The sequence below is a fragment of the Saccharopolyspora kobensis genome (assembly GCF_900108315.1).
Classification (GTDB): domain Bacteria; phylum Actinomycetota; class Actinomycetes; order Mycobacteriales; family Pseudonocardiaceae; genus Saccharopolyspora; species Saccharopolyspora kobensis.
On the sequence record NZ_FNVB01000010.1, the window covers coordinates 318,075 to 339,535 of the forward strand.

Annotated in this window: 23 protein-coding genes; 8 read left to right on the forward strand and 15 right to left on the reverse strand. The window is 70.3% G+C overall.

Annotated features, from left to right (window positions below):
- Window positions 1–10: 10 nt before the first annotated feature.
- Window positions 11–1,408: a type VII secretion-associated serine protease mycosin gene (mycP, locus tag C4T78_RS30810; RefSeq protein ID WP_093352297.1), complete on the forward strand. Its 1,398-nt coding sequence runs from the start codon at window positions 11–13 to the stop codon at window positions 1,406–1,408.
- Between the two features lie 60 nt (window positions 1,409–1,468).
- On the opposite strand, the gene C4T78_RS30815 is transcribed toward mycP, so the two are convergent.
- The 3 genes from C4T78_RS30815 to eccB all read right to left on the reverse strand — a co-directional run bounded on the left by C4T78_RS30815 (window position 1,469) and on the right by eccB (window position 5,127).
- Window positions 1,469–2,872, reverse strand: a complete 1,404-nt coding sequence (locus tag C4T78_RS30815; RefSeq protein WP_093352294.1) for a WXG100 family type VII secretion target — start codon at window positions 2,870–2,872, stop codon at window positions 1,469–1,471.
- Between the two features lie 2 nt (window positions 2,873–2,874).
- Window positions 2,875–3,186, reverse strand: coding sequence for a DUF2563 family protein (locus C4T78_RS30820; RefSeq protein WP_093352291.1), 312 nt, complete (start codon window positions 3,184–3,186; stop codon window positions 2,875–2,877).
- A gap of 345 nt (window positions 3,187–3,531) precedes the next feature.
- The gene (gene eccB / locus C4T78_RS30825; protein WP_093352289.1) at window positions 3,532–5,127 is read right to left on the reverse strand and encodes a type VII secretion protein EccB; all 1,596 of its coding nucleotides are present in this window, start codon (window positions 5,125–5,127) and stop codon (window positions 3,532–3,534) included.
- Between the two features lie 175 nt (window positions 5,128–5,302).
- Between eccB and eccE the strand changes: the two genes are divergently transcribed.
- The gene (gene eccE / locus C4T78_RS30830) at window positions 5,303–6,625 is read left to right on the forward strand and encodes a type VII secretion protein EccE (protein WP_093352287.1); all 1,323 of its coding nucleotides are present in this window, start codon (window positions 5,303–5,305) and stop codon (window positions 6,623–6,625) included.
- Window positions 6,622–7,353 carry a hypothetical protein gene (locus tag C4T78_RS30835; protein ID WP_093352284.1) on the forward strand — a complete coding sequence of 244 codons (732 nt, stop codon included), beginning with the start codon at window positions 6,622–6,624 and terminating at the stop codon, window positions 7,351–7,353. Before eccE ends, C4T78_RS30835 begins: the two co-directional genes overlap by 4 nt.
- 232 nt (window positions 7,354–7,585) lie before the next feature.
- On the opposite strand, the gene C4T78_RS30840 is transcribed toward C4T78_RS30835, so the two are convergent.
- On the reverse strand, window positions 7,586–8,047 hold the full coding sequence (locus C4T78_RS30840; protein WP_093352282.1) for a VOC family protein: 462 nt from the start codon (window positions 8,045–8,047) through the stop codon (window positions 7,586–7,588).
- Complete coding sequence (locus C4T78_RS30845; RefSeq protein WP_093352279.1) at window positions 8,044–8,610, reverse strand: DinB family protein; 567 nt, start codon at window positions 8,608–8,610, stop codon at window positions 8,044–8,046. Before C4T78_RS30845 ends, C4T78_RS30840 begins: the two co-directional genes overlap by 4 nt.
- A 196-nt stretch (window positions 8,611–8,806) precedes the next feature.
- On the opposite strand from C4T78_RS30845, the gene C4T78_RS30850 reads away from it, so the two are divergent.
- Window positions 8,807–9,760, forward strand: coding sequence for a helix-turn-helix transcriptional regulator (locus C4T78_RS30850; RefSeq protein WP_093352277.1), 954 nt, complete (start codon window positions 8,807–8,809; stop codon window positions 9,758–9,760).
- On the opposite strand, the gene C4T78_RS30855 is transcribed toward C4T78_RS30850, so the two are convergent.
- Both C4T78_RS30855 and C4T78_RS30860 read right to left on the reverse strand, forming a co-directional pair.
- Window positions 9,757–11,982 carry an alpha/beta fold hydrolase gene (locus C4T78_RS30855; protein ID WP_093352274.1) on the reverse strand — a complete coding sequence of 742 codons (2,226 nt, stop codon included), beginning with the start codon at window positions 11,980–11,982 and terminating at the stop codon, window positions 9,757–9,759. The genes C4T78_RS30850 and C4T78_RS30855 overlap by 4 nt on opposite strands.
- Window positions 11,982–12,887, reverse strand: a complete 906-nt coding sequence (locus C4T78_RS30860) for an ABC transporter ATP-binding protein (protein WP_093352272.1) — start codon at window positions 12,885–12,887, stop codon at window positions 11,982–11,984. The genes C4T78_RS30855 and C4T78_RS30860 overlap by 1 nt, the downstream gene beginning before the upstream one ends.
- Window positions 12,888–13,016: 129 nt before the next feature.
- Here C4T78_RS30860 and C4T78_RS36830 point away from each other — a divergent pair, with 129 nt between their 5' ends.
- Both C4T78_RS36830 and C4T78_RS30870 read left to right on the forward strand, forming a co-directional pair.
- Entirely contained in the window at window positions 13,017–14,126 is a 1,110-nt protein-coding gene (locus C4T78_RS36830; protein ID WP_218161582.1) for a sensor histidine kinase, read from the forward strand.
- Complete coding sequence (locus tag C4T78_RS30870) at window positions 14,090–14,758, forward strand: response regulator transcription factor (RefSeq protein WP_093352269.1); 669 nt, start codon at window positions 14,090–14,092, stop codon at window positions 14,756–14,758. The genes C4T78_RS36830 and C4T78_RS30870 overlap by 37 nt, the downstream gene beginning before the upstream one ends.
- Window positions 14,759–14,930: 172 nt before the next feature.
- Here C4T78_RS30870 and truA read toward each other — a convergent pair whose 3' ends face one another.
- The 8 genes from truA to infA form a co-directional block, all read right to left on the reverse strand.
- The gene (gene truA / locus C4T78_RS30875) at window positions 14,931–15,809 is read right to left on the reverse strand and encodes a tRNA pseudouridine(38-40) synthase TruA (RefSeq protein WP_093352267.1); all 879 of its coding nucleotides are present in this window, start codon (window positions 15,807–15,809) and stop codon (window positions 14,931–14,933) included.
- 17 nt (window positions 15,810–15,826) lie between these two features.
- Window positions 15,827–16,357, reverse strand: coding sequence for a 50S ribosomal protein L17 (rplQ, locus tag C4T78_RS30880; RefSeq protein ID WP_093352265.1), 531 nt, complete (start codon window positions 16,355–16,357; stop codon window positions 15,827–15,829).
- Between the two features lie 47 nt (window positions 16,358–16,404).
- Window positions 16,405–17,487: a DNA-directed RNA polymerase subunit alpha gene (locus tag C4T78_RS30885; RefSeq protein WP_093352262.1), complete on the reverse strand. Its 1,083-nt coding sequence runs from the start codon at window positions 17,485–17,487 to the stop codon at window positions 16,405–16,407.
- A 145-nt stretch (window positions 17,488–17,632) separates the two neighbouring features.
- Window positions 17,633–18,238, reverse strand: coding sequence for a 30S ribosomal protein S4 (gene rpsD / locus C4T78_RS30890; RefSeq protein ID WP_093155192.1), 606 nt, complete (start codon window positions 18,236–18,238; stop codon window positions 17,633–17,635).
- 27 nt (window positions 18,239–18,265) lie between these two features.
- Window positions 18,266–18,670: a 30S ribosomal protein S11 gene (gene rpsK, locus C4T78_RS30895; RefSeq protein ID WP_093155193.1), complete on the reverse strand. Its 405-nt coding sequence runs from the start codon at window positions 18,668–18,670 to the stop codon at window positions 18,266–18,268.
- Between the two features lie 25 nt (window positions 18,671–18,695).
- Window positions 18,696–19,073 carry a 30S ribosomal protein S13 gene (gene rpsM / locus C4T78_RS30900; RefSeq protein WP_093155195.1) on the reverse strand — a complete coding sequence of 126 codons (378 nt, stop codon included), beginning with the start codon at window positions 19,071–19,073 and terminating at the stop codon, window positions 18,696–18,698.
- Between the two features lie 146 nt (window positions 19,074–19,219).
- Window positions 19,220–19,333, reverse strand: a complete 114-nt coding sequence (gene rpmJ / locus C4T78_RS30905) for a 50S ribosomal protein L36 (RefSeq protein WP_010315372.1) — start codon at window positions 19,331–19,333, stop codon at window positions 19,220–19,222.
- A gap of 54 nt (window positions 19,334–19,387) precedes the next feature.
- Complete coding sequence (gene infA, locus C4T78_RS30910) at window positions 19,388–19,609, reverse strand: translation initiation factor IF-1 (RefSeq protein WP_009948665.1); 222 nt, start codon at window positions 19,607–19,609, stop codon at window positions 19,388–19,390.
- Window positions 19,610–19,964: 355 nt separating this feature from the next.
- Here infA and C4T78_RS30915 point away from each other — a divergent pair, with 355 nt between their 5' ends.
- Both C4T78_RS30915 and C4T78_RS30920 read left to right on the forward strand, forming a co-directional pair.
- Complete coding sequence (locus tag C4T78_RS30915; RefSeq protein ID WP_235863517.1) at window positions 19,965–20,627, forward strand: class I SAM-dependent methyltransferase; 663 nt, start codon at window positions 19,965–19,967, stop codon at window positions 20,625–20,627.
- Window positions 20,628–20,848: 221 nt separating this feature from the next.
- Window positions 20,849–21,451 (forward strand): class I SAM-dependent methyltransferase, encoded by a 603-nt coding sequence (locus tag C4T78_RS30920; RefSeq protein WP_093352260.1) that lies wholly within the window; start codon window positions 20,849–20,851, stop codon window positions 21,449–21,451.
- Window positions 21,452–21,461 lie beyond the last annotated feature (10 nt).

Below are 21,461 nucleotides of genomic sequence, written 5' to 3' on the forward strand. Positions count from 1 at the left end.
GGACGGCTCGATGCGCTCAAGGTTCTCCCGCGGCACGCTGCGCACCTCCGCGCTGCTCGCCGCGGTCGGTGTGTTCGCGTTCAGCGGGCCGACAGCACCTGCCGCGGCGCAGTCCCTCATACCGCCACCTCTGGACACGTCCAAGCGGACCGGCACCAAGCTGGAAACGTTCGGCTACCCGCAGAAGCAGGCCTGCATGCAGGGCAATCCCGGCGGCGGCATGATCGAGGAGAAGCCGTGGAGCCAGCGGGTGCTCGGCTACGAGCGGGCTCATGAACAGGGCTTCAAGGGCCAGAACATGTCCGTCGCGGTCATCGACACCGGCGTGAACAACCACCCTCGGCTGCAGGGCCGCCTGATCGCGGGCGACACCAGCATTCCCAAGGGCGGGCCGCTCACCGACTGCGACGGGCACGGCACCATCGTGGCGGGCATCATCGCGGCCGCGCCGGACCCGACGAACCAGACCGCCTACGTCGGGGTCGCGCCGGAGGCGTCGATCCTGTCCCTCCGGCAGTCCTCCAGCCTGTTCATCGAGGACGAGACGAACAAGACGATCGGCAACACCGAGACGATGGCGCAGGCCATCAACCGGGCAGCTGCCGACGGCGTCGACGTCATCAACATCTCGCAGTCGTCCTGCCAGCCGATCGCGCAGGCCGCCGACCCCCGCAACACCGGCAACCAGCAGTTGCAGACGGCGGTCAAGGAGGCCTACGACGCGGGCATCGTGATCGTGGTCGCGGCGGGCAACGTCGGTGGCACGTGCCAGAAGAACCCGACCGGCAGCCCGACGACCGCGGTGCTGCCCGCCTGGTTCGACGACTACGTGCTCACCGTCGCCTCGGTGAACGAGCAGGGCGCGCCCTCGGAGTTCACCGTGCCGGGTCCGTGGGTGGACGTGGCCGCGCCGGGCGAGAACCTGATCACGCTCGACCCCGGCCAGAGCGGCACCGGCCTGGCCAGCCAGATCGCGCACGGCCAGGACGGCCAGATGGGCCCGATCGAGGGCACCAGCTTCGCCGCCCCGTACGTGGCCGGGCTGGCGGTGCTGATCAAGCAGAAGTTCGCGGCGGAGGGCAAGAACCTCACCGCCCAGCAGATCATGGACCGGATCAAGGAGACCGCGCTGCCCGCCGGCGGTTCCGGCGGGCGCAACGACATCGTCGGCTACGGCACCGTCGATGCGGCGGCGGCGCTGGGCGAAGTGGTTCCGTCCGAGTGGGACCGGAAGGACCCGCCGCAGAAGCAGGCGCGGCTGGGCGCCGACGTGATCCCGCAGAAGGACTACCCGGCGCTGATCATCGCGATCGGCGGTGCGGGCGCGGGAATCGCGGCGATCGTGTTCACGGCGTTCCTGACCAACGCGGTCCGCAACGTCCGAGCCCGCACCCGCGGCAACCGCTAGCAGTACCGACCAGAACGGCCCGGCGTCCGATGTGGACGCCGGGCCGTTCTGCGTTCCTGGTCAGCTGCGCCGCTTGGGCGGCGGTGCGTCACCGACGGATGCCGTGCCGGTCTTCGGCTTCGGCGGCGGTGCATCGCCCACGGATGCCGTACCGGTCTTCGGCTTCGGCGGCGGAGCATCGCCCACAGATGCCGTACCGGTCTTCGGCTTCGACGGTGGTGCATCGCCGACCGAGGCCGTCCTGGGCTTGGGCGGCGGGGCGTCGCCGACCGCTGCCGACTTCGGCTTCTCCACGCCGGGCGACTTCGGGTGGAGGGCGTCGTCGATGGACTTGCGCGGCTTGTCCTTCTCGAAGATCGACGGGATGTCCAGCTTGCCCTTGCGGGCCACCGGTTCCGCGGGCTTCTGGTCCGCCGGGGGCGCGCCGAAGACCGCCGGGGCCGTCGTCGGCGGCGTGCCGAACAGCTCCTCCGGGTTCGACTTGAGGCGAGACTGGTTCTTGCGCTCCTGGCCACCGCCCTGAGCGCCGCCCATCATCCCGCCCATCATGCCCATGGGCATCATGCCGCCCATCATCCCGCCGCCAGCGGCGACCGCACCGCCCGCGGCGACCGCACCACCGGCAGCGGCGGCTGCGGCGGGCGGAGACGCCATCGAGGGCTCTCCGGCGGCGGTCCGGCCACCCGGTTCCAGCGGCGCTTCGGCGGCAGCGGTTCCAGCACCGCCGCCAACCGAACCGGCTCCGCCAACCGCACCGGCTCCGGCACCACCGCCGCCACCGCCGGCATCGCCGGAGCCGCCGCCGGAGCCGCCCGCCGATGACGGGTCGGTCTTCGCCGGCTGCTCCGGTGCGGCGGGTGCGTTGAAGTCCCAGGCCTGCGCGGGCATCCGCTTGTCGAACTGGACCGATCCCGTCGAGCGACCGGCCTCCAGGTCCTCGCAGAACCGGGCGAAAGCCCGATAAGTGTCCGAAATGGACTCTGTCAGCTCCAGCGCGGGCCGGGCCAGCTCGCCCAGGTGCTTGCGGGCGCGCTCCGGGCCGTCCTCGGGCGCCAGGAGAGCCGAGGTCACCGAATCCGCCGCCTCCGCGATCAGCTCACCGAGGTCGTCCACCTGCTCCTGCACGGCATCGGCGGTGTGCTCCATCACCTCGGCCAGCGCGCGCATGGCGTCGATCAGGTCGTTGCCCGCCAAGCCGACCTCGCGCATGTGACCGAGGAACGCGTCGGCGTCCGCGCCCTGCCAGGACGAGTCGATCCCGCCGAGCTTGCCCTGCACGTCAGCGGACGCCCGCTCCACCGCGTCGGCGTTCTCCCGCCAGACGCGGGCCGCTTCGCGCAGATCCTCGTGGCGTCCGACCAGATCCGCCAGATCGGCTGGGATCGAGTTGGCGAACTCCAGCTCGCGCGCGATGCGCGCCAGGTAGTCGAGGTGCTCGGCCACCGCGTTCTTGTCGCGCACCATGCTCAGCTCCCCTGCTTCCGAATCTCGACGGCGCCGTCGTCATCGCCACCGGAGTGGAAGTCCACGACCTCGCGCAGCTCGTCGCCCGCGCGGGTCAGCGCCTCGCCCGCGCGGCGGCTCTCGTCCACCAGCAGCTGGAACAACCGCTGGTAGGACTCCGCGGCCCCGGCGTTGCGGCCGAGCTCGCCGAACGTCTCCGGGGCCAGCTCCGCGGCGGCCAGCTTCTGCGGTGCGGTGGCGATCTCCTCACCGGCCGTGCGCACTTCCCGCGCGTACGTCGCCAACCATTCGACATCGACCCGGATCCCCGCCATCCGGTACCTCCCGCTCACTCGCTGCTATGGGGTCCTTGAAGATGCGGCGCGAGCCGCATGCTCTTTCTGGTGAGCGGGCAGTCACCCGGCACCGCCGCGGGTTCTCGGCGTTCTCCTGGCGAGGACGGCCCGACCGCCGTGCATTGGTCATGCACGAGGTCGGGCACCCGCAGTCCAGGCGAGCGCTGAGGTTCCGCCACCGGCACCGCCACGCAAACCAGCCACTGGAACCGCTCCTTAAAGCAATCCGCCCGCAGCACCTACCGTTGCTGCGGGCGGATCGCTTGTTCTCTCGGACGTTGGAGCGTGCCTGTTCGGTTCCCTTCCTCCGGTGGCGCCGGAGGATCAGCTACCGGCCTGGGCCACTCCTGCTTGTTGCTGCTGCGGCTTCTGCAGCGGGCGGTTGACGCCCGGACCGACCGGAACCGCGTCGTAGGTCATGCTCGCGTTGGCCGGGTCGAGGAAGTCGCCCTTCGGCAGCACCCGCGTCAGCCAGGACGGCCCCGCCTTGATGTCCCCGGCACCGCCGATGACGCCGAGCCCCTGCGCGGTGCCGACGTCCTTGATGCCGTACTGCACGCCCTGGTCGGCGACCAGGAAGATCGGGCCGCTGTCCGCACCGGCCTCGTTCGAGGCACCGCGCACCACGGCCGCCTTGCCCGCGGGCATGTAGAAGTAGTCGACCTGCGGGCCGGTGCCGTCGTACTGCGCGAGCTTGACGGCCGCCTTGGCAGCCGGCGTGCCCTTGTTCAGGGTCGCCGTGATGTTGTGGTTTCCGTTGACGTTCTTCCAGCTCAGGCACGAGGTGTCGGACTGCTGGAAGGTGACCGGGGTGGGCACCGCCACCGGGAAGCCCGTGAGGTTGAGCTGCTCGCTCGAGTCGGCTTCGGCGGCGTCGGTGATCGCACCGGTCATGTTCGGGATGTCCCGGCTGCTGGTCTTGCTGGCGTGCAGCACCGCCGCCGCGCCCTCGCTGATCTTCTGCTTGCCGCTGGGCAGCAGCAGGTAGAACTCGTCGGGCTGACCCGGCACGGTCCGGGCGACCACGTCACCGACCTTGCGGTTGCCCATGTAGCTCAGCGGCTGGCGGTCGTTGGGAACGTCCGGCACCTGCAGGGCGGGCACCTCCGGGACCGCGTTGAGCATGTTGGTGCTGATGCTCCGCGGCGTCGCGCCCCGCAGCCCGTACATGTCGAGCACGGTGGTCACGGTGGGATCGGTCTTGTCGATCCGCGACTTGACCACGTGCGTGTGCAGCTGGCCGGGCAGGTTCTCCACCCGGTAGATCAGGTACTCCCGCTGGGAGGTCTGGTCCTTGACGTACAGCGACTGGTCCAGGCCCAGCTCGGTGCCGTGGTTGCCGTCACCGCCGATCACCGTCGTCTGGACCTTCGTCTCCGCCTCGACGCGGGCGTCGTTGATGGTGTCCTTGACCTGGCCGACGTCGCAGATCGCCCACGACGCCTCGGCGATGTTCTTCGCGTCCGGCAGGTAGGTCGGCGCGTTGACCAGACCGGTGAGCGAACCGCGCGGGAAGTCGCCCAGCGCCGATTCCTTCACCACCGTGGTCGGGACCGCACCACCGCCCTGCGCACCGCCCTGGGCCATCACCAGCAGCTTCGCCGATGCCACGTTGAGCATCGGGATGAGCCGCTTGTCCGCCTGCTCGTCGGAGGTGACGACGAAGACGGCACCGGTCTCCTTGCCGATGATGATGGAACCCGGCTCCGGCACCGAGCCCTTGCCGCCGAACAGGCCCCACACCAGGAACCCGATGCAGCCGATGGCGGCGAGCACGGCTCCGGCGACCGTGGCCCGCTTGTGCGAACCCATCGGATCGTGGAGCATCACCGCGTCTTTTCGGACAAGCGCCGACTCCATGCGGCGCAGCACGAACCGATACGCCTGAACCTGTGACTTCGTTGTGGGTGTTGATGCCATTCTTCGCCTACAGCTCTCCCGTCCGAGGTACGGTTTCGCAGGATAGTCGCAGAGAGATGCCGAATGGGTGCGGTTCGACCGAGTCCGTCAGTATTCTCTTCACGCGGCTGATCGAAGATTCGCGTCCCAGCGCGCCGAGTGCCGCACCTACCTGCGAGGGGGAGAGACCGAACGGATGTCCGTGACCACGCAACATCCGGCCCAGCCGAAAGCTCCCGGGCCCGCCAATCCGCCCCGCGCTCGCATCCGCGCGCGGCGGCGGCGCATCAACGGCGTAACGCTCGGCGGCATCCCTGCGGCCAACATCGTGCTCATCGAGGTGGGCCTAGCCGTCGGGCTCATCCTGACGATCGTCGGCGCGAAGCTGAACCTGGTGCAGGTGCTGCTCCCGGTCGGCGGCGGATTCGCGCTGCTGTGCCTCATCATCGCGCTGCTGCGGCGGCGCGGCCGCTGGTTCACCCAGTGGTTCGGGCTGGTGCTCGAGTACCGCGGGCGCAACCACACCCGGGTCTCGCACCCGGCCGACGTCGACGCGATGGAGCCGGCGGAGGACAAGAACGGCGACGGCATCATCGGCCCCGACGAGAACCACCGCGTGGCGCTGCTGCGGCTGGTCGTCGAGGACCTGGTGATCGCCCGCAGCCAGGACCACGACCGCAACCCGGTCGGCATGTCCTGGCACAACGGCAAGTGGACCGGCGTGCTGATGGTCGAGCCGCCGCCGTCGCTGCTGAACCCCGTTGACAGCGCGCCGAACCTGCCGCTGGGCGTGCTCGCGCCGTGCCTGGAGGACCGCGGCGTCGTGCTCGACGCGATCCAGGTCATCTGGCACTGCTACCCGGGCAGCGCGGCGCTGCCGTCGAACTCGCCCGCGCTGAACTCCTACCTGGAGGTCCTCGGTCGGCTGCCCGCGGCGGCGCGGCGCACCACCTGGATCGCGGTGCGGCTGGACCCGCAGCGCTGCGCCAAGGCGATCGGCGAGCGCGGCGGCGGCATCCTGGGTGCGCAGCGCGCGCTCATCGGTGCGATGTCCCGCGTGCGCAACGCGTTGGAGCGGCAGGGAATCCCGAGCCGCCCGCTGGACCCGGACGAGCTGCTGCAGGCCGGGATCTCCTCGGCGGAGCTGCACAACGTGCTCGGCTCGCAACGCCCGGTGGGCCTCAAGGAGCGCTGGGACGGCGTGACCGCCGGTGGCGTCGGCCACTCCAGCTACGCGATCACCGGTTGGCCGAACCAGATGAACGACAGCCTCAACGCGCTGACCGGCATCCGCGCGCTGTCCACCAGCATCGCGCTGTCCATCTCGCCGGTCGGCGAGGAGAACGAGGTCGGGCTGCGCGGTCTGGTCCGGGTCAGCGCCCGCACGCCCGCCGAGCTGGACACCGCCGATGAGCGGCTGAAGGCGATCAGCAACCGCCTCGGGCTGACCCTGACCCCGCTGCGCGGTTCGCAACTGGCCGGTTACGCAGCGACGCTGCCGCTCGGAGGTGCGGCATGAGCCGAAGCAGAACGATCGATGTTCCCGGGAACAAGGCGGCGGCACCGGAATTCCTGGTCACCCCGGAAACTCTGGACGCCATCAGCCCGTCCGGCGACCGGGGCGGGGTGATCATCGGCTCCAACCCGCAGAACGAGGCGGAAGCGGCGTCGATCCTCCGCCCGCACCCGACCCGCATGGTCACCGTCGGCGGCCTGTACCTCGCGCGGCAGCTGGCGCTGCGCGCGATGGCCACCGGCGCGTGGGTGATCGTGGCCACCGGGCGTCCGGGCGCGTGGAAGACGCTGGAGCGGGCCGCCGGGCAGACGCCGGACGGCAAGCCGGTGCCGCTGGTGCAGATCCGCCGGCTGGCCCCGTTCGACCTGCCGCGGTCCTCTGAGGACACTCCGCTGCTGGTGATCCACGACGGCGGTGCGGTGCCGCAGGAGCTGTTCCCGCCGCGCGCGCCGTGGCAGACCACCATGTACGTGCTGCCCTACCTGCACCCGCAGGTGAGCAGCGGCACGGCGGCGAACACGGCGGACCTGGTGCTGCTGCAGCGCCTCCCGCTGAACCAGGCGCAGCTGGCCCAGCGCATCTGGAGCCTGATGAACAACCAGGTCCAGCAGATGACCCAGCTCAAGGACGACCAGGTGATCGCCCTGGGCAACATGACCTGGACGCTGATCCGCCTGGTGACGAACAAGAAGGAGCAGGAGATCCTCGGCCCGATCCGCCGCGGCGACTGACCTCCAGCACCGAACGACGGGGAGCCCCGGCCGCACCGGCCGGGGCTCCCCGCTTCTTCACCGCACCACACCGACCCCTCGAACCCCGCCACCGACACCCTCCGTCACCAGTCGTGACGCAATTTCAATTGAAATCAGACGTCTGATTTCAATTGAAATTGCGGAAGTTCGCGACGTGCACCGGTGTGTCGGGGCCCGACACACCGGTGGTTCCTCCAGCGGAGGGCCGTGGTCAGTCGAGGCAGAACTCGTTGCCCTCGGGGTCGGCCATCATGATGTGGCCGCCTTCGAGCGGCGGAACCGGCTCGTGGCGGCTCACCCGGCTCGCACCCAGCGCGACGAGGCGCTCGCACTCGGCTTCCAGCGCCGCCATCCGCTCCTCGCCCTGCAGACCGGGCGCCGCGCGGACGTCGAGGTGCACGCGGTTCTTCGCGATCTTGTCCTCCGGCACCTGCTGGAAGAACAGCCGCGGGCCGCGCCCGGCCGGGTCCTCGACCGCCGATCGCGTGTTGCGCTGCTCGGCAGGCACACCGATCCGCTCGAGGAACTCGTCCCACGCGGCCAGCGGGTCCGCGCCCTCGGCCAGCTCGACGCCGGGCGGACCGGGGAGGACGTAGTGCAGCGCATCGCGCCAGAACACCGACAGCGCCCGCGGATCGCGCGCGTCGAAGGTGACCTGGAACTCGTGGCTCATCGCAGGGATCCGTTCGCGTGCAGGTAGAGGTCGCGCAGCAGCGACACTTCGGACAGGTGGTGGATGAGCTCGCGGTGGATGTGCAGCACGAGTTCCGCCATCGAGCGCTCCGCGTACGGTCCCTCCGCCGGTCCGCACGGCTTGGCGAGTCCTTCGTCACCGAGCGATTCGACTCCGGAGAGCCAGGTGGCCAGTTCCGCGTCGAGCTGCTCCAGCGCTTCGGCGGCGGTCGTCGCGTACTCGAACGACTCGTAGTCGGTGGGCGTGCGGCCGAAGTGCGAGGCGTTCCGCACCGCCAGGACGCCGACGATCACGTGCCCGAGGCGCCAGGAGATGGTGGTGAACGGCACCGGCTCCGGTTCCGGGAACGCGAAGTCGATGGTCACCGCGCCCGTGCCGGCCTGCATCTGCGCGGTGCCGGTGCCGCGCGGGCGCACGTTCCAGCAGTCGGTCACGGGCTCCCAGAAGTACTCCTCGTCGGTGAGGCCTTCGAGGCGCGGGCGCAGCTGCCCGTTCCAGTGCGAGGTGAGCTGGTCGCGGAGCATGGAATTCCAGTCGGTCATGCGGACATCGTCGCGGAAATAGCGGACAGGTGCCTTCCGTGATTCGTGCGAAGATCTGCGCATGACACCCCTTGTCAGCCCGAGTCCTGCTCGACCGCACCCCAGGGGACCGTGACGCAGCCCAGCCACAAGAAACCGCACAACGCGAGATCAATCCAGACGCAACCACCACTGAAAATCGCGGAGAGGCGGGACAGTGACCACCGAGCGGGTGTTGCGGCTGCTGGCGCTGCTCCAGCGGCGGCCGTCCTGGACCGCCACCGAGCTGGCCGCCGAGCTCGGCGTCACCGACCGCTCGGTCCGGCGCGACGTGGAGCGGCTGCGGACGCTCGGCTACCCCGTGCACGCGACGGCGGGCGTCGGCGGCGGCTACCAGCTCGGCGCGGGAACCCGGCTGCCACCGCTGCTCTTCGACGACGAGGAGGCCATCGCGACGGCGGTCTCGCTCCGGCTCGCCTCCGGCGGCACGGTCGCGGGAACCGGCGAGGCCGCGCTGAGCGCGCTGGCCAAGCTCGACCAGGTCATGCCGCCTCGGCTGCGCGCCGAGGTCCGAGCGGTGCACGGCGCGACCGACACGCTCGTCGGCCCCGGTGTCGAGATCGACGCGGAACTGCTGGTGTCCCTCGCTCGCGCCTGCCGCGACGCGGTCCGCGTGCGGTTCCGCTACGCCGGTCGCGGCGGCGAGGAGCGCGAGCGAACGGTGGAGCCGGTGCGGATGGTCGCCACGCGTCACCGCTGGTACCTGATGGCCTTCGACGTCGACCGCGACGACTGGCGCACGTTCCGCCTCGACCGGATGCGCGACGTGGCGGTGACGACCTGGCGCTTCCGCCCGCGAGAGCACCCGGACCCGGCGGCCTACGTACAGCACTCCACCTCCGAAGCGCCGTACCGCCACCTGGCCCGGGTGCGCCTGCGCGCCACCGCCGCCCAGGTCCGCGAACGGGTGCCGCCCCAGGTGGCGAAGGTCGAGGACGCCGAGGACGGCTGGTGCACCCTCACCGCGGGCGGCAACGACCTCCACTGGCTGGCCATGCACATCGCCGCCCTCGACCTCGAAACCGAAGTCCTCGACCCGCCGGAACTCCGCGAAGCGGCGCAACGCCTGGCCCAGCGGCTGACCGCGATGGCCGCTCCGAAGACGTCCTAAGTGGACTCAGGTGGCTCGCAGGTGGTTCCCGGAGGCGGTGTGCGCCCGAAGGCCAGGTACCTGTTGGCGTGCGCGATGGTGCACGCATCACCGGTCAGGTAGAGGGCGTGACCGAAGCCCTTGAACTGCACCGCTGCCGAACCGGGCACGGCCCGGGCCGCGCTCGCGGGGCCGTCGAAGTCGACCAAGGTGCCGACGCCGAGCAGCGGCGGGAGCTGATCGGCGGGCAGCGGCGCCGGCGGGTTGCGTACCGGGTTCCGCCAGCCCACGCAGGCCAGCGGGTGCCACAGCGAGTTGCCCGCGAAGTTCGGCGACAAGCGCTCGTCGAGCTCCTTCAGCCGCTGGAACTCCGCGAAGTCGGCGAAACCGCGGCCGTCCGCGCAGTGCGTCGCCGACATCCCGACGAAGGCGGGCACCTTCGGGCTGCCGGTGACGTCCTGGACGTACCGGGAGAAACCGGCCGCATCACCGGCAGCGGCGCGGTCGACGGCACGGGCGAACCGCTGCCAGTTCGGGAAGTCGGGAGCCTGCCCGGGGCTGATCAGGTCCGGTGCCGCAGCGACCTTGAGGTCGAAGCCGGTGAAAGCCGCCCGCTCGCCGCGCACCGGGATCGGCGAGCGGTCGGCCGCGGCGACCAGATCGCGCCAGACCGCACCGGCGTCCCGCCCGCGCAACGCGCAATCGGTGCTCGTCGCGCACCAGGTGGTGAACTCGGCGAACTGGGACTCGATCACCCGGTCCTTGTTCCGGATCGCCGTCTCCACACCGTCGATGTGGCTGGAGGTTCCGTCCAGGTACATCGCCCGGACGCGGTCGGGGTACAACCGCGCGTAGGAGACCGCGGTCGTCCCTCCGTACGACGTCGCGATGAAGCTCAGCTGTTCCTCGCCCAGCGCCTTCCGAGCCGCCTCCGCATCGCGCGCCACGGAGGCCGCGTCGAGGTTGTCGAAGAACTCGGGATCCGCGCTGCGACAGCGCTCGACGGCAGCCCAGTTCCGCTCGCCCAGCTCCTCGAACTCCGCGGGGTTCTCGGGCACGGTCAACCACGGCCCGCCGGCGAGGCAGTCGAACGGGATCACGCCGAGATCCGTGGTGTTGCGCGGCGCGAAGCTGACCACGTCGAAGCGCTCCCGCAGGTCGGCGAAGTTGCCCGCCGACTTCTCGAGGTCATCGATGCCCGACCCGCCCGGCCCGCCGGGAAGCGCGAACGCAGTGCCGATCCGGCGGTGCGTGCCGGTGGCCGGAAGCCGGGCCAGGTCGATGGAGATCTTGCGGCCGTCCGGCTTCGACCAGTCCACCGGCACCTCGATGGCGGAGCACTCCAGCTCGCCGCCGCACGGTTGCCACTTCAGCGTGATCGCCGCCGCACCGGGCGGAACGGCCACCACCGCGGCCAGCAGCGCGGTCACCAAGCCACCGATCGCCAAGGGTCGGCGTCGGCGACGGCCGATCACCACCGCCGCGCCGGTCAGCGCGGCCACCGGGTAGGCGATCAGCAGCGCCAGCGCCGCCCACGGGGCGAGGATGCCCGGTGCTTCGCCGCCGACGATCTGGTCCGGCAGGTTCTGGATCATCAGCGAGCCGATCCGGGAGCGCCACGGATCGGCGACCACCTGCGCGCCCATCGGCAGCACGAACAGCAGCACGATCAGCGTGACCAGAGTCGCAGCGGTGGAGCGGATCACCGCGCCCAGCCCGAGCCCGATCACCGCCACGACCGGCATCACCGCACCGGCCACCAGCAGCCCTGGCAGGACACCGGGATCGGCGAGGGACGCGCCCAGCGTCCGGCCGTCGAGGAGCACCAGCCCAGCCCGGTCGCCCAGCACGGCCATCGCGGCGAAGTGCATGCCGAACACCAGCACCTGGCCGGCCACCAGCGAGATCACCGCGAGCGGCGGAACCTTGGCGAACAGGAACAACTGCCGGCTGGGCACGGACACCAGGCTCGTGCGGATGAGCCCGGTGGCGTGCTCCGAGGTGATCGACAGCGCGCCGAGCGCACCCATCACGAAACAGGCGACCGGAAATCCGGTGCCGAGCCCGGCGCCGATGCTGCTGAACCGCAGCTGCTCCTGCGCCGACTGACCGTCCAAGCCCTTGGCCATCACGAAGGCGATCCCGGCGCACAGCAGCACGGACAGCGCCGAAGCCGCCAGCAACTGCGAATTCGACCGCAAGGAGCGGAACTTGAGCCATTCGGCGGCGATCGCATCACGCATCAGGCGGCCCTCCCCGCGCTGAACTCGACGCTTCCGCCGGTCAGCTCCATGAAGGCGTCCTCCAGCGAAGCGGTGCGCGGCGTCAGCTCGCTCAGCGCGATCCCGTTCGCCAGAGCGAGCTCGCCGATCCGCCCGGCGTCCAAGCCGCGCACCGCCAGCCCGCCGTCCTCAGCGCGCACGTCGGCGCCGCCGGCGCGCAACACCGCTTCGAGCCTCCGCTGATCCGCTGCTTTGACCAGCACGCCGCGCTCGAAGCGCTTCAGGACCTCGTCGGTGGTGGCGTCGGCGACGAGCCTGCCGCGACCGATGACCACCACGCGATCCGCGGTCAGCGCCATCTCCGCCATCACGTGGCTGGACACCAGCACAGCGCGCCCTTCGGCGGCCATGCCGCGGAACAGCTCGCGGATCCAGCGGATGCCCTCCGGGTCGAGCCCGTTGATCGGCTCGTCGAACATCAGCACCCCGGGATCGCCGAGCAGCGCGGCGGCGATCCCGAGGCGCTGGCGCATTCCCAGCGAGAACCCGGCGATCCGCCGGTCGGCGACGTCGGTCAGTCCCACCTCCGCCAGCACCTCGCCCACCCGACGGGCGTGGATCCCGTTGCTGCGGGCGATGCACCGCAGGTGCGCGGCGGCGCGGCGTCCACCGTGGACGTCTCCGGCGTCGAGCAGCGCGCCGACTTCGCGCATGGGCGCCTTCAGCGAGCTGTACGGGCGGCCGCCCACCAGCGCGGTGCCGGCGTCGGGTTCCTCCAGCCCCAGCACCATCCGCATCGTGGTCGACTTGCCCGCACCGTTGGGGCCGAGGAAACCGGTCACGACGCCCGGTTCCACCGCGAATGACACGTCGTCCACCGCGGTCGCGCCGCCGTAGCGCTTCGTCAGTCCGGCTATTTCGATCATGCGTCCAGGCTCGGGCGACGGCTCTCCCCGGACCATCCGCCTGAGCCCCGCCTCGGGGTGGAATTCTGCGCCGCCCGGGGTAGGCCTGGACCTACCGCGCTCGCCGCACCGGCCCGGCAGACTGCTCGTGTGCGCTGGTTGCTCCGACACCCCACCGGTCTGCTCCTGAACGCGGCCACCGGGCTGCTCGCGTGGCCGCTGCTCGTCGTGCTGGCCGGTCGTGCGGTGCTGAAGCTGGGCCTCGACCGGCCGCGCGTCTTCCGCGAGCTGACCGCGTTCCAGCGCACATGGGCAGGTCGGGTGCTGGGACGCGAGATCGGCGCGTCGGATCGGCGCGACCGCGAACTGACCTGGCTGGCGGTGCACGCCGTCGTCGGACCCGCCTGCCTGATCGTTCCGGCGGGGCTGCCCTACTTCGCCAACTCGGTCCTCCACCTGCGCGTGGTGGAGCCCACCCGGCTGGTGACGATCACCCTGTCCGCTGCCATCGTGGCCTTGATCGCGATCGGAGCGGCTTCCATCCCGCTGCTGAACGGAATGCAAGCCCGCCTGGCCGAACGCCTGCTGCAGCCGGCTTCTTCGCTGCGAGCACGGGTCACGGAGCTCGCCCGGTCCCGCGCGGCCGCCGTCGACGCCCAGGCCACCGAGCTGCGCCGGATCGAACGCGACCTGCACGACGGCGCGCAGGCCCGGCTGATCGCCGTCCGGATGAGCCTGGGCCTGGCCAAGAACTCCACCGATCCCGACCAGGTGCGCGAACTGCTGCAGGAAGCGTGGGACTCGGCAGGGCTGGCGCTGCAGGACCTCCGCGCACTGGTGCGCGGCATCCACCCACCGGTGCTCTCCGACCGCGGACTGCCCGGCGCGATCCAAGCCGCCGCCCTGCTCTGCCCGGTGCCGGTCGACGTGGACGTGGAGCTGCCCGCCCGCCCGGAAGCACCGGTGGAATCGGCGATGTACTTCGCCGCCGCCGAAGCGCTCACCAACATCGCCAAGCACAGCGACGCGAGCCGCGCCTGGATCAGGCTGCGCCACTCGTCGGGCGTGCTGCGGCTGCGGGTGGGCGATGATGGACGCGGCGGAGCCGATCCGGCCGCCGGCACCGGCCTCGCCGGAATGCGGCGCCGGCTGTCCGCCTTCGACGGAACCCTCGCGGTGCGCAGCCCGGCGGGCGGTCCGACCGAACTCACCATGGAGCTGCCGTGCGCGTTGTCATCGCCGAAGATCTCGCACTCCTGAGAGACGGCCTGATCAGGCTGCTCACAGCGCACGGCTTCGACGTCGTCGAGGCCGTCGGCAACGGCCCGATGCTGCGCGAGGCCCTGCTCCGCCACCTCCCCGACGTGGCCGTGGTGGACGTCCGCCTGCCGCCCACGCTGGCCGACGAGGGCTTGCGCGTCGCGCTGGAGGTCCGCGAGCAGCACCCGGGGCTGCCGGTGCTGATCCTCTCCGAGTACGTGGACCAGCTCTACGCCCGCGAGCTGCTGTCCGACCGCGCCGGAGCGGTCGGCTACCTGCTCAAGGACCGGGTCGGCGAGGTCGACCAGTTCGTCGAATCGGTGCGTCGCGTGGCGGCGGGCGGAACGGCGATGGACACCGAGGTGATCAACCAGCTGCTGACCCGCCAGCAACGCCACGAACCGCTGGCCGCCCTGACCCCGAAGGAGCGCCAGGTCCTCGCCCTGATGGCCGAAGGCCTCTCCAACGCCGCAATAGCAACCCGCATGTCGGTGACGGACAAAGCGATCGGCAAGCACACCAACAACATCTTCACCAAGCTCGCCCTACCCCCGTCAGAGGACCAGAACCGCAGGGTGATGGCAGTCCTCACCTACCTGGAAGCAGAACCAGTCCTGCGCCCCAAACCCTGACCACCGGCCCCCACCCCCGGAACCAAAGAACGCAATTTCAATTGAAGTTGCACACGTCGTCGGCGTGTCGGGTGCCCAACACGCCGACGGCACCGCAACTTCAATTGAAATCAGACGTCCAATTTCCATTGAAATTGCGTCCGTCCACGGCTCGACGCGAGTCGGGAAGCGGTCAGGGGCGGGTGCGGACGGCCCGGGTTTGGGTGGCTCGGGCCTCGAGGTCTTCGTCCGGGGGGTAGTCGACCGCCGTGAGGGTCAGGCCGTGGGCCGGGGCCACCGCTGTGGTCCGGGTTTCCGAGCCGAGGACCTCGGCGGGCCACGGGGTTCTCCGGCGGCCGTCACCGACCATCAGGAGGGTGCCCACCAGGCTTCGGACCATCGAGTGGCAGAAGGCGTCCGCGCTCACCTTCGCGACGATCAGGTGGTCGTCGACGCGCTCCCACTCGAAGCGCTGCAGCTCGCGCACCGTGGTCGCGCCTTCGCGGGGCTTGCAGTACGCCGCGAAGTCGTTGAGGCCCAGCAGTTCCCGGGACGCCGCGTTGAGGGCCGCGACCTCCAGCGGACGGTTCCAGGCGAGGGTGTCGCGGCGGCGCAGCGGGTCGACGCCCCAGGGCGCGTCCGACACCTGGTAGCGGTAGTGGCGGCGCAGCGCCGAGAAGCGGGCGTCGAACGCGGGCGGCACCACGCGAGCGCCCAGCACTCGCACGTCCGCGGGCAGGATGCGGTTCCACCGGTGCACCATCCGCGCCAGGTCCGGAACGCCTTGCGCGTCAACGGGAACCCGGCTGGCACCGGGCTCGTGCGGGACCGCGTCGAGGTGCACGACCTGACCCGAAGCGTGCACGCCGGAGTCCGTGCGGCCGGCCACCACCACCGAGCGCGGCACCGACCGACCCGGCGGCTGCTTCGCCAGCGCGTCCTCCAGCAGTCCCTGCACGGTGCGCTGGCCCGGTTGCTTGGCCCAGCCGCAGAAGTCGGTGCCGTCGTAGGAGACGTCGAGGCGCACGCGAACGAGCCCGCCATCCCCAGCGGGGACGACGGGCTCGTTCACAGCACTGCGTGCCGGAATCAGGACTCGTCCTTCTTCTCGGCAGCGGTGTCCTCGGCCTTGGCCTCGGTCTCGGCGGTCTCCGCCGGGGCCTCGGCAGCCTCGGTGGTCTCGGCCGCGGGGGCCTCCTCCACCTTCGGCTCGTCCTTGGCGAACTTCGTGCCGCGAGCGGCCTCCGCCTCGGTGGTGACCAGCTGCTCGGTCACCAGCGCGATGACGGCCATCTTCGCGTTGTCACCCTTGCGCGGCATCGTCTTGATGATGCGGGTGTAACCGCCGTTGCGGTCCGCGAAGTGCGGGCCGATCTCGGCGAAGAGCTTGTGCACGACGTCCTTGTCGCGGACGGTCTTCAGGACCTCGCGACGGTTGTGCAGGTCACCCTTCTTGGCCTTGGTGATCAGCCGCTCGGCGATCGGCCGCAGCCGCTTCGCCTTCGCCTCGGTGGTGGTGATCCGGCCGTGCTCGAACAGCGCGGTGGCCAGGTTGGCCATGATGAGCCGCTCGTGGGCCGGCGACCCGCCGAAACGCGGACCCTTGGTCGGGGTGGGCATCGGTTGCTCCTCTCAGGGCGCGCCGGAACCCCGGACGCGCAACACAGCTACAGCTGCTCTGTCTCCGCGTAGTCCTGACCGTCGTCGAAGCCGTTGTCCTCGACGGCGCCGACCGAACCGATGGTGGTCTCCTCCTCGGAGGACCAGCCCTCGGCCGGGTACTCGGCAGCCGCGGCGGACGGGTCGAACCCGGGCGGGCTGTCCTTGAGCGCGAGCCCAAGGCCGGCCAGCTTCATCTTGACCTCGTCGATGGACTTCGCACCGAAGTTGCGGATGTCCAGCAGGTCGGCCTCGCTGCGCGAGACCAGCTCGCCGACGGTGTGGATGCCCTCCCGCTTGAGGCAGTTGTAGGAGCGCACCGTCAGGTCGAGGTCCTCGATCGGCATCGCGTAGGCCGCGATCGTGTCCGCCTCGGCGGGCGACGGGCCGATCTCGATGCCCTCGGCATCGACGTTGAGCTCGCGGGCGAGCCCGAACAGCTCGACGAGAGTGCGACCGGCCGACGCCACCGCGTCACGCGGGGTGATGGACGGCTTGCTCTCGACGTCGAGGACCAGCTTGTCGAAGTCCGTGCGCTGCTCGACACGGGTCGCCTCGACCTTGTAGGTCACCTTCAGCACCGGCGAGTAGATCGAGTCCACCGGGATGCGGCCGATCTCGGCGCCGGTCTGCTTGTTCTGCATCGCGGGGACGTAGCCACGACCGCGCTCGACGACGAGCTCGATCTCCAGCTTGCCCTTCGCGTTCAGCGTGGCGATGTGCAGATCGGGGTTGTGCACCGTGACACCCGCCGGCGGCACGATGTCCGCGGCGGTGACCTCACCCGGCCCCTGCTTGCGCAGGTACATGGTCACCGGCTCGTCTTCCTCGGAGCTGACGACCAGCTCCTTGATGTTCAGGATGACGTCGGTGACGTCCTCCTTCACACCCGGAATCGTGGTGAACTCGTGCAGCACACCGTCGATGCGCAGGCTGGTGACCGCCGCCCCCGGGATGGAGGAGAGCAGCGTGCGGCGCAACGAGTTGCCCAGGGTGTAACCGAAGCCCGGCTCCAGCGGCTCGATGACGAACCGGGAACGGGTCTCCGACACCACCTCTTCGGACAGTGTGGGTCGCTGGGAGATGAGCACTTGAGTTTCCTTTCCTCACGGCGCCCGCTATTTGACGCCGATGGAATGGCGTGCCCGCGAAGTGCGGGCCGGTGGCGGATTCCTGCACCGCCACCGCTGGCTGCGAGCCGCCGACGACCGCAGCGGCGGTCGTCGGCGGGACGCGTCACTTCGAGTAGAGCTCGACGATGAGCTGCTCGGTGACCGGGGTGTCGATCTGCGCGCGCTCCGGGCGCTGGTGCACCAGGATCCGCAGGTTCGAGGGCACGACCTGCAGCCAGGCCGGGACCGGACGGTCGCCCAGGGTTTCCTTGGCGATGATGAACGGCGTGGTGCCCATGGACTTCGACTTGACGTCGATGATGTCCCACTTCGAGACCTGGAAGCTGGGGACGTTCACGCGCTTGCCGTTGACCGTGAAGTGGCCGTGGCTGACCAGCTGCCGCGCCATCCGGCGGGTGCGGGCGAGTCCAGCGCGGTACACGACGTTGTCCAGCCGGGACTCCAGCAGCTGCAGGAGGTTGTCACCCGTCTTGCCCGGGCGCCGGTTGGCTTCCTCGTAGTAGTTGCGGAACTGCCGCTCCAGCACGCCGTAGGTGAACCGCGCCTTCTGCTTCTCCTGGAGCTGCAGCAGGTACTCGGTTTCCTTGATGCGCGCGCGCCCGTGCTGCCCCGGCGGGTACGGACGGCGTTCGAACGCCTGGTCACCGCCGACGAGGTCAACCTTCAGACGGCGGGACTTGCGGGTCGCGGGACCGGTGTAACGAGCCATCTTTGTTCCTTACTCCTTTCCCGCGACTCAGACCCGACGACGCTTCGGCGGGCGGCAACCGTTGTGCGGCTGCGGGGTGACGTCCTGGATGGTGCCGACCTCGAGACCGGCCGCCTGCAGCGACCGGATCGCCGTCTCGCGACCCGAGCCCGGGCCCTTGACGAAGACGTCGACCTTCTTCATGCCGTGCTCGGCGGCCTTGCGGGCCGCGTTCTCGGCGGCCATCTGCGCGGCGAACGGGGTGGACTTGCGGGAGCCCTTGAACCCGACGTGGCCCGCGGAGGCCCAGCTGATCACCGCACCGGTGGGGTCGGTGATCGAAACGATCGTGTTGTTGAACGTGCTCTTGATGTGCGCCTGGCCGTGAGCGACGTTCTTCTTTTCCTTGCGCCGCACCTTCTTGACGGCACCAGCGCGCTGCTTGGGTGGCATAGCTTTAGCTGACTCCTAGCGAGGCTTACTTCTTGGCCTTCTTCTTGCCGGCGACCGTCTTCTTCGGGCCCTTGCGGGTGCGGGCGTTGGTCTTGGTCCGCTGCCCGTGCACCGGCAGGTGACGGCGGTGACGCCATCCCTGGTAGCACCCGATCTCGATCTTCCGGCGGATGTCGGCCTGGACCTCGCGGCGGAGGTCGCCCTCAACCCGGTAGTTGTTCTCGATGAAGTCGCGCAGCTGGGTCAGCTGCTCGTCATCGAGGTCGCGCGGCTTGGCGTCGGGCGAAACACCGGTCGCGGAGAGAATCTCCTTCGCGCGGGTCTTGCCGATGCCGAAAATGTAGGTGAGCGCGATCTCCATGCGCTTGTCGCGCGGGAGGTCGACTCCAACGAGCCGTGCCATGCGGCTCCTTCTCCTTTGTCCGTCCAGGTCTGCTCCCACCCCATCCCCGCGCAGCGGGGCCCCGGCCTGGTCCGGGGGTCAGCCGACCCACTCGCGGGTCGACAGGTGGAGGGAGATCCTCGATTGTCGTTGTGCGACTGGTGCGCTCAGCCCTGACGCTGCTTGTGTCGGGCGTTGTCGCAGATCACCAGCACCCGCCCGTGACGGCGGATGACCTGGCACTTGTCGCAGATTCGCTTCACACTCGGCTGGACCTTCACGGTCGTGCTCTCCTGCTCGAACGCGTGTCCGGGATCCCCCGGACACCGTGGAGGTCACTTGTAGCGGTAGACGATGCGCCCACGGGAGAGGTCGTACGGCGAGAGCTCCACCACGACCCGGTCCTCTGGCAGGATGCGGATGTAGTGCTGGCGCATCTTGCCACTGATGTGTGCGAGGACCTTGTGGCCGTTCTCCAACTCGACGCGGAACATCGCGTTGGGGAGTGGCTCGATCACCCGGCCCTCGACCTCAATGGCCCCGTCTTTCTTGCCCATGTCCTCCGCGTTTCGTGACGGTGACGGTTTGCGGACCTAAGTCCCTGCCGCCGATACCGGAGGCCCCGGCACCTGCGACGGACGCACACCCGCCCCCGGTCCGCACACACCGCAGAAGACTCCGTCCCGCACACTTGGGAACGGATACCCAGGCACAACGAACCGGCGCCAGGAGCGCGCCGATAGTCCATCGTACGCGCCGCCGATTCGCCCCTCACATCGGGGCAGCTCAACGCGGCTCCGAACGCGGAGCGTAATCGCGCCGCGACGCTCGCGGCTTGCGGGGGCGCTCCCGGCCTCACTACGTTCGATCAGTCGACGACACCGCGGTCGAGTCCCAGACCCGAGGAGCAGCGTGACACCCCAGCAGGACCGACACGACCCGCGCACCGCACCGTGGCTGGACCGGGCAGCGCAGACCGCCACCCGCAAGCTCGGCGAGTACGGGGCGTTCTTCCGCACCGCGGTGCGCAACCCCAGGATGGTCGGCGCGGCCACCCCGACCTCGGCCGCCGTCGCGGCGACCGTGGCGCAGGTGGTGCCCACCACCGGCTCGCCCGTGGTGGTCGAGCTCGGCCCCGGCACCGGCTCGCTGAGCAACGGCATCCACGAGCGCCTGCCGCACGGAGCGCGGCACATCGGCATCGAGCTCGGCGAGGGCATGGTGGAGCATCTGCGCGAGCACAAGCCGTGGCTGGAGGTCGTGCACGCCGACGCCGGCGACCTGCTCGCGCTGCTGGACAAGCTCGGCATCGCCCAGGTCGACGCGGTGATCAGCAGCATCCCGTGGTCGCTGATGCCCGGCGACGCCCAGGACCACGTCCTGCACCAGGCCGCGGCGGCCCTCTCGCCGCAGGGCGCCTTCACCGCGCTCACCTACCTGCCCGCCGGCCAGACGCCCGGCGGCCGCCGCTTCCGCAACCGCCTGGAGCACGTCTTCGACGAGGTGCTCACCCACACCACCTGGCGCAACGTGCCGCCGATCCTGCACTACATCTGCCGTCGCCCGCTGCGGTGAACGTCGTCCAGGAAGGCTCGTCCCGGAGGTGCGACGCGGGATGACCCCGATGTCCGCGGGTACCCATCGGCGCATGCTCGAAGCACGCGCCGAACGCCGAACACGCACTGCGAGGAACCGACTCCGCTCTGCCATCCCCGGCGACTGGCCGTGCGCGGTTGCACCGCGCGGACCCAGGAGGGGTTAACGTCTCGGCGTTCCACTGGATGGTAGGAGTAGGCGTGAGCAAGCGTAAGAAGCTGCGCGAGTACTGGACGTTCCTGAACAGCGCAGCTCGTCAGCCGGCCACGGTGGGCGCCGTGCTGCCGACCTCGCGGTACGTCGCGGAGGCGGTGGCCGCCGTGGTGCCCAGCTCGGGCGCCCCGACCGTGCTGGAGCTCGGTCCGGGCACCGGCGCGCTCAGCGGGCCGATCCAGCGGAGACTGTCCGAGGGCGCCCGTCACCTGGCCGTCGAGATAGATCCGAAGATGGTCCGGTTCCTCGAGCGCACCAAGCCGTGGCTGGAGGTGATCGAGGGCGATGCCACCCACCTGCGCAAGATCCTCGACGCGGCTGGTGTCGACAAGGTCGACGCGGTGATCAGCAGCATCCCGTGGACGCTCCTGCCGCCGGAGAAGCAGCGCGAGCTCCTGCACGAGGCGGCCTCGGTGATGTCGGCGGACGGCGTGTTCACCACCGTCACCTACCTGACGACGCTGTGGCGCCCGCCCACCAGGGCGTTCCTCGACGCCCTCCACGACACCTTCGACGAGGTCATGCCGCGCACCGCGGTCTGGCGCAACATCCCGCCGGCCCGCGTCTACGCCTGCCGCCGACCGCGCTGATCCGAACGGC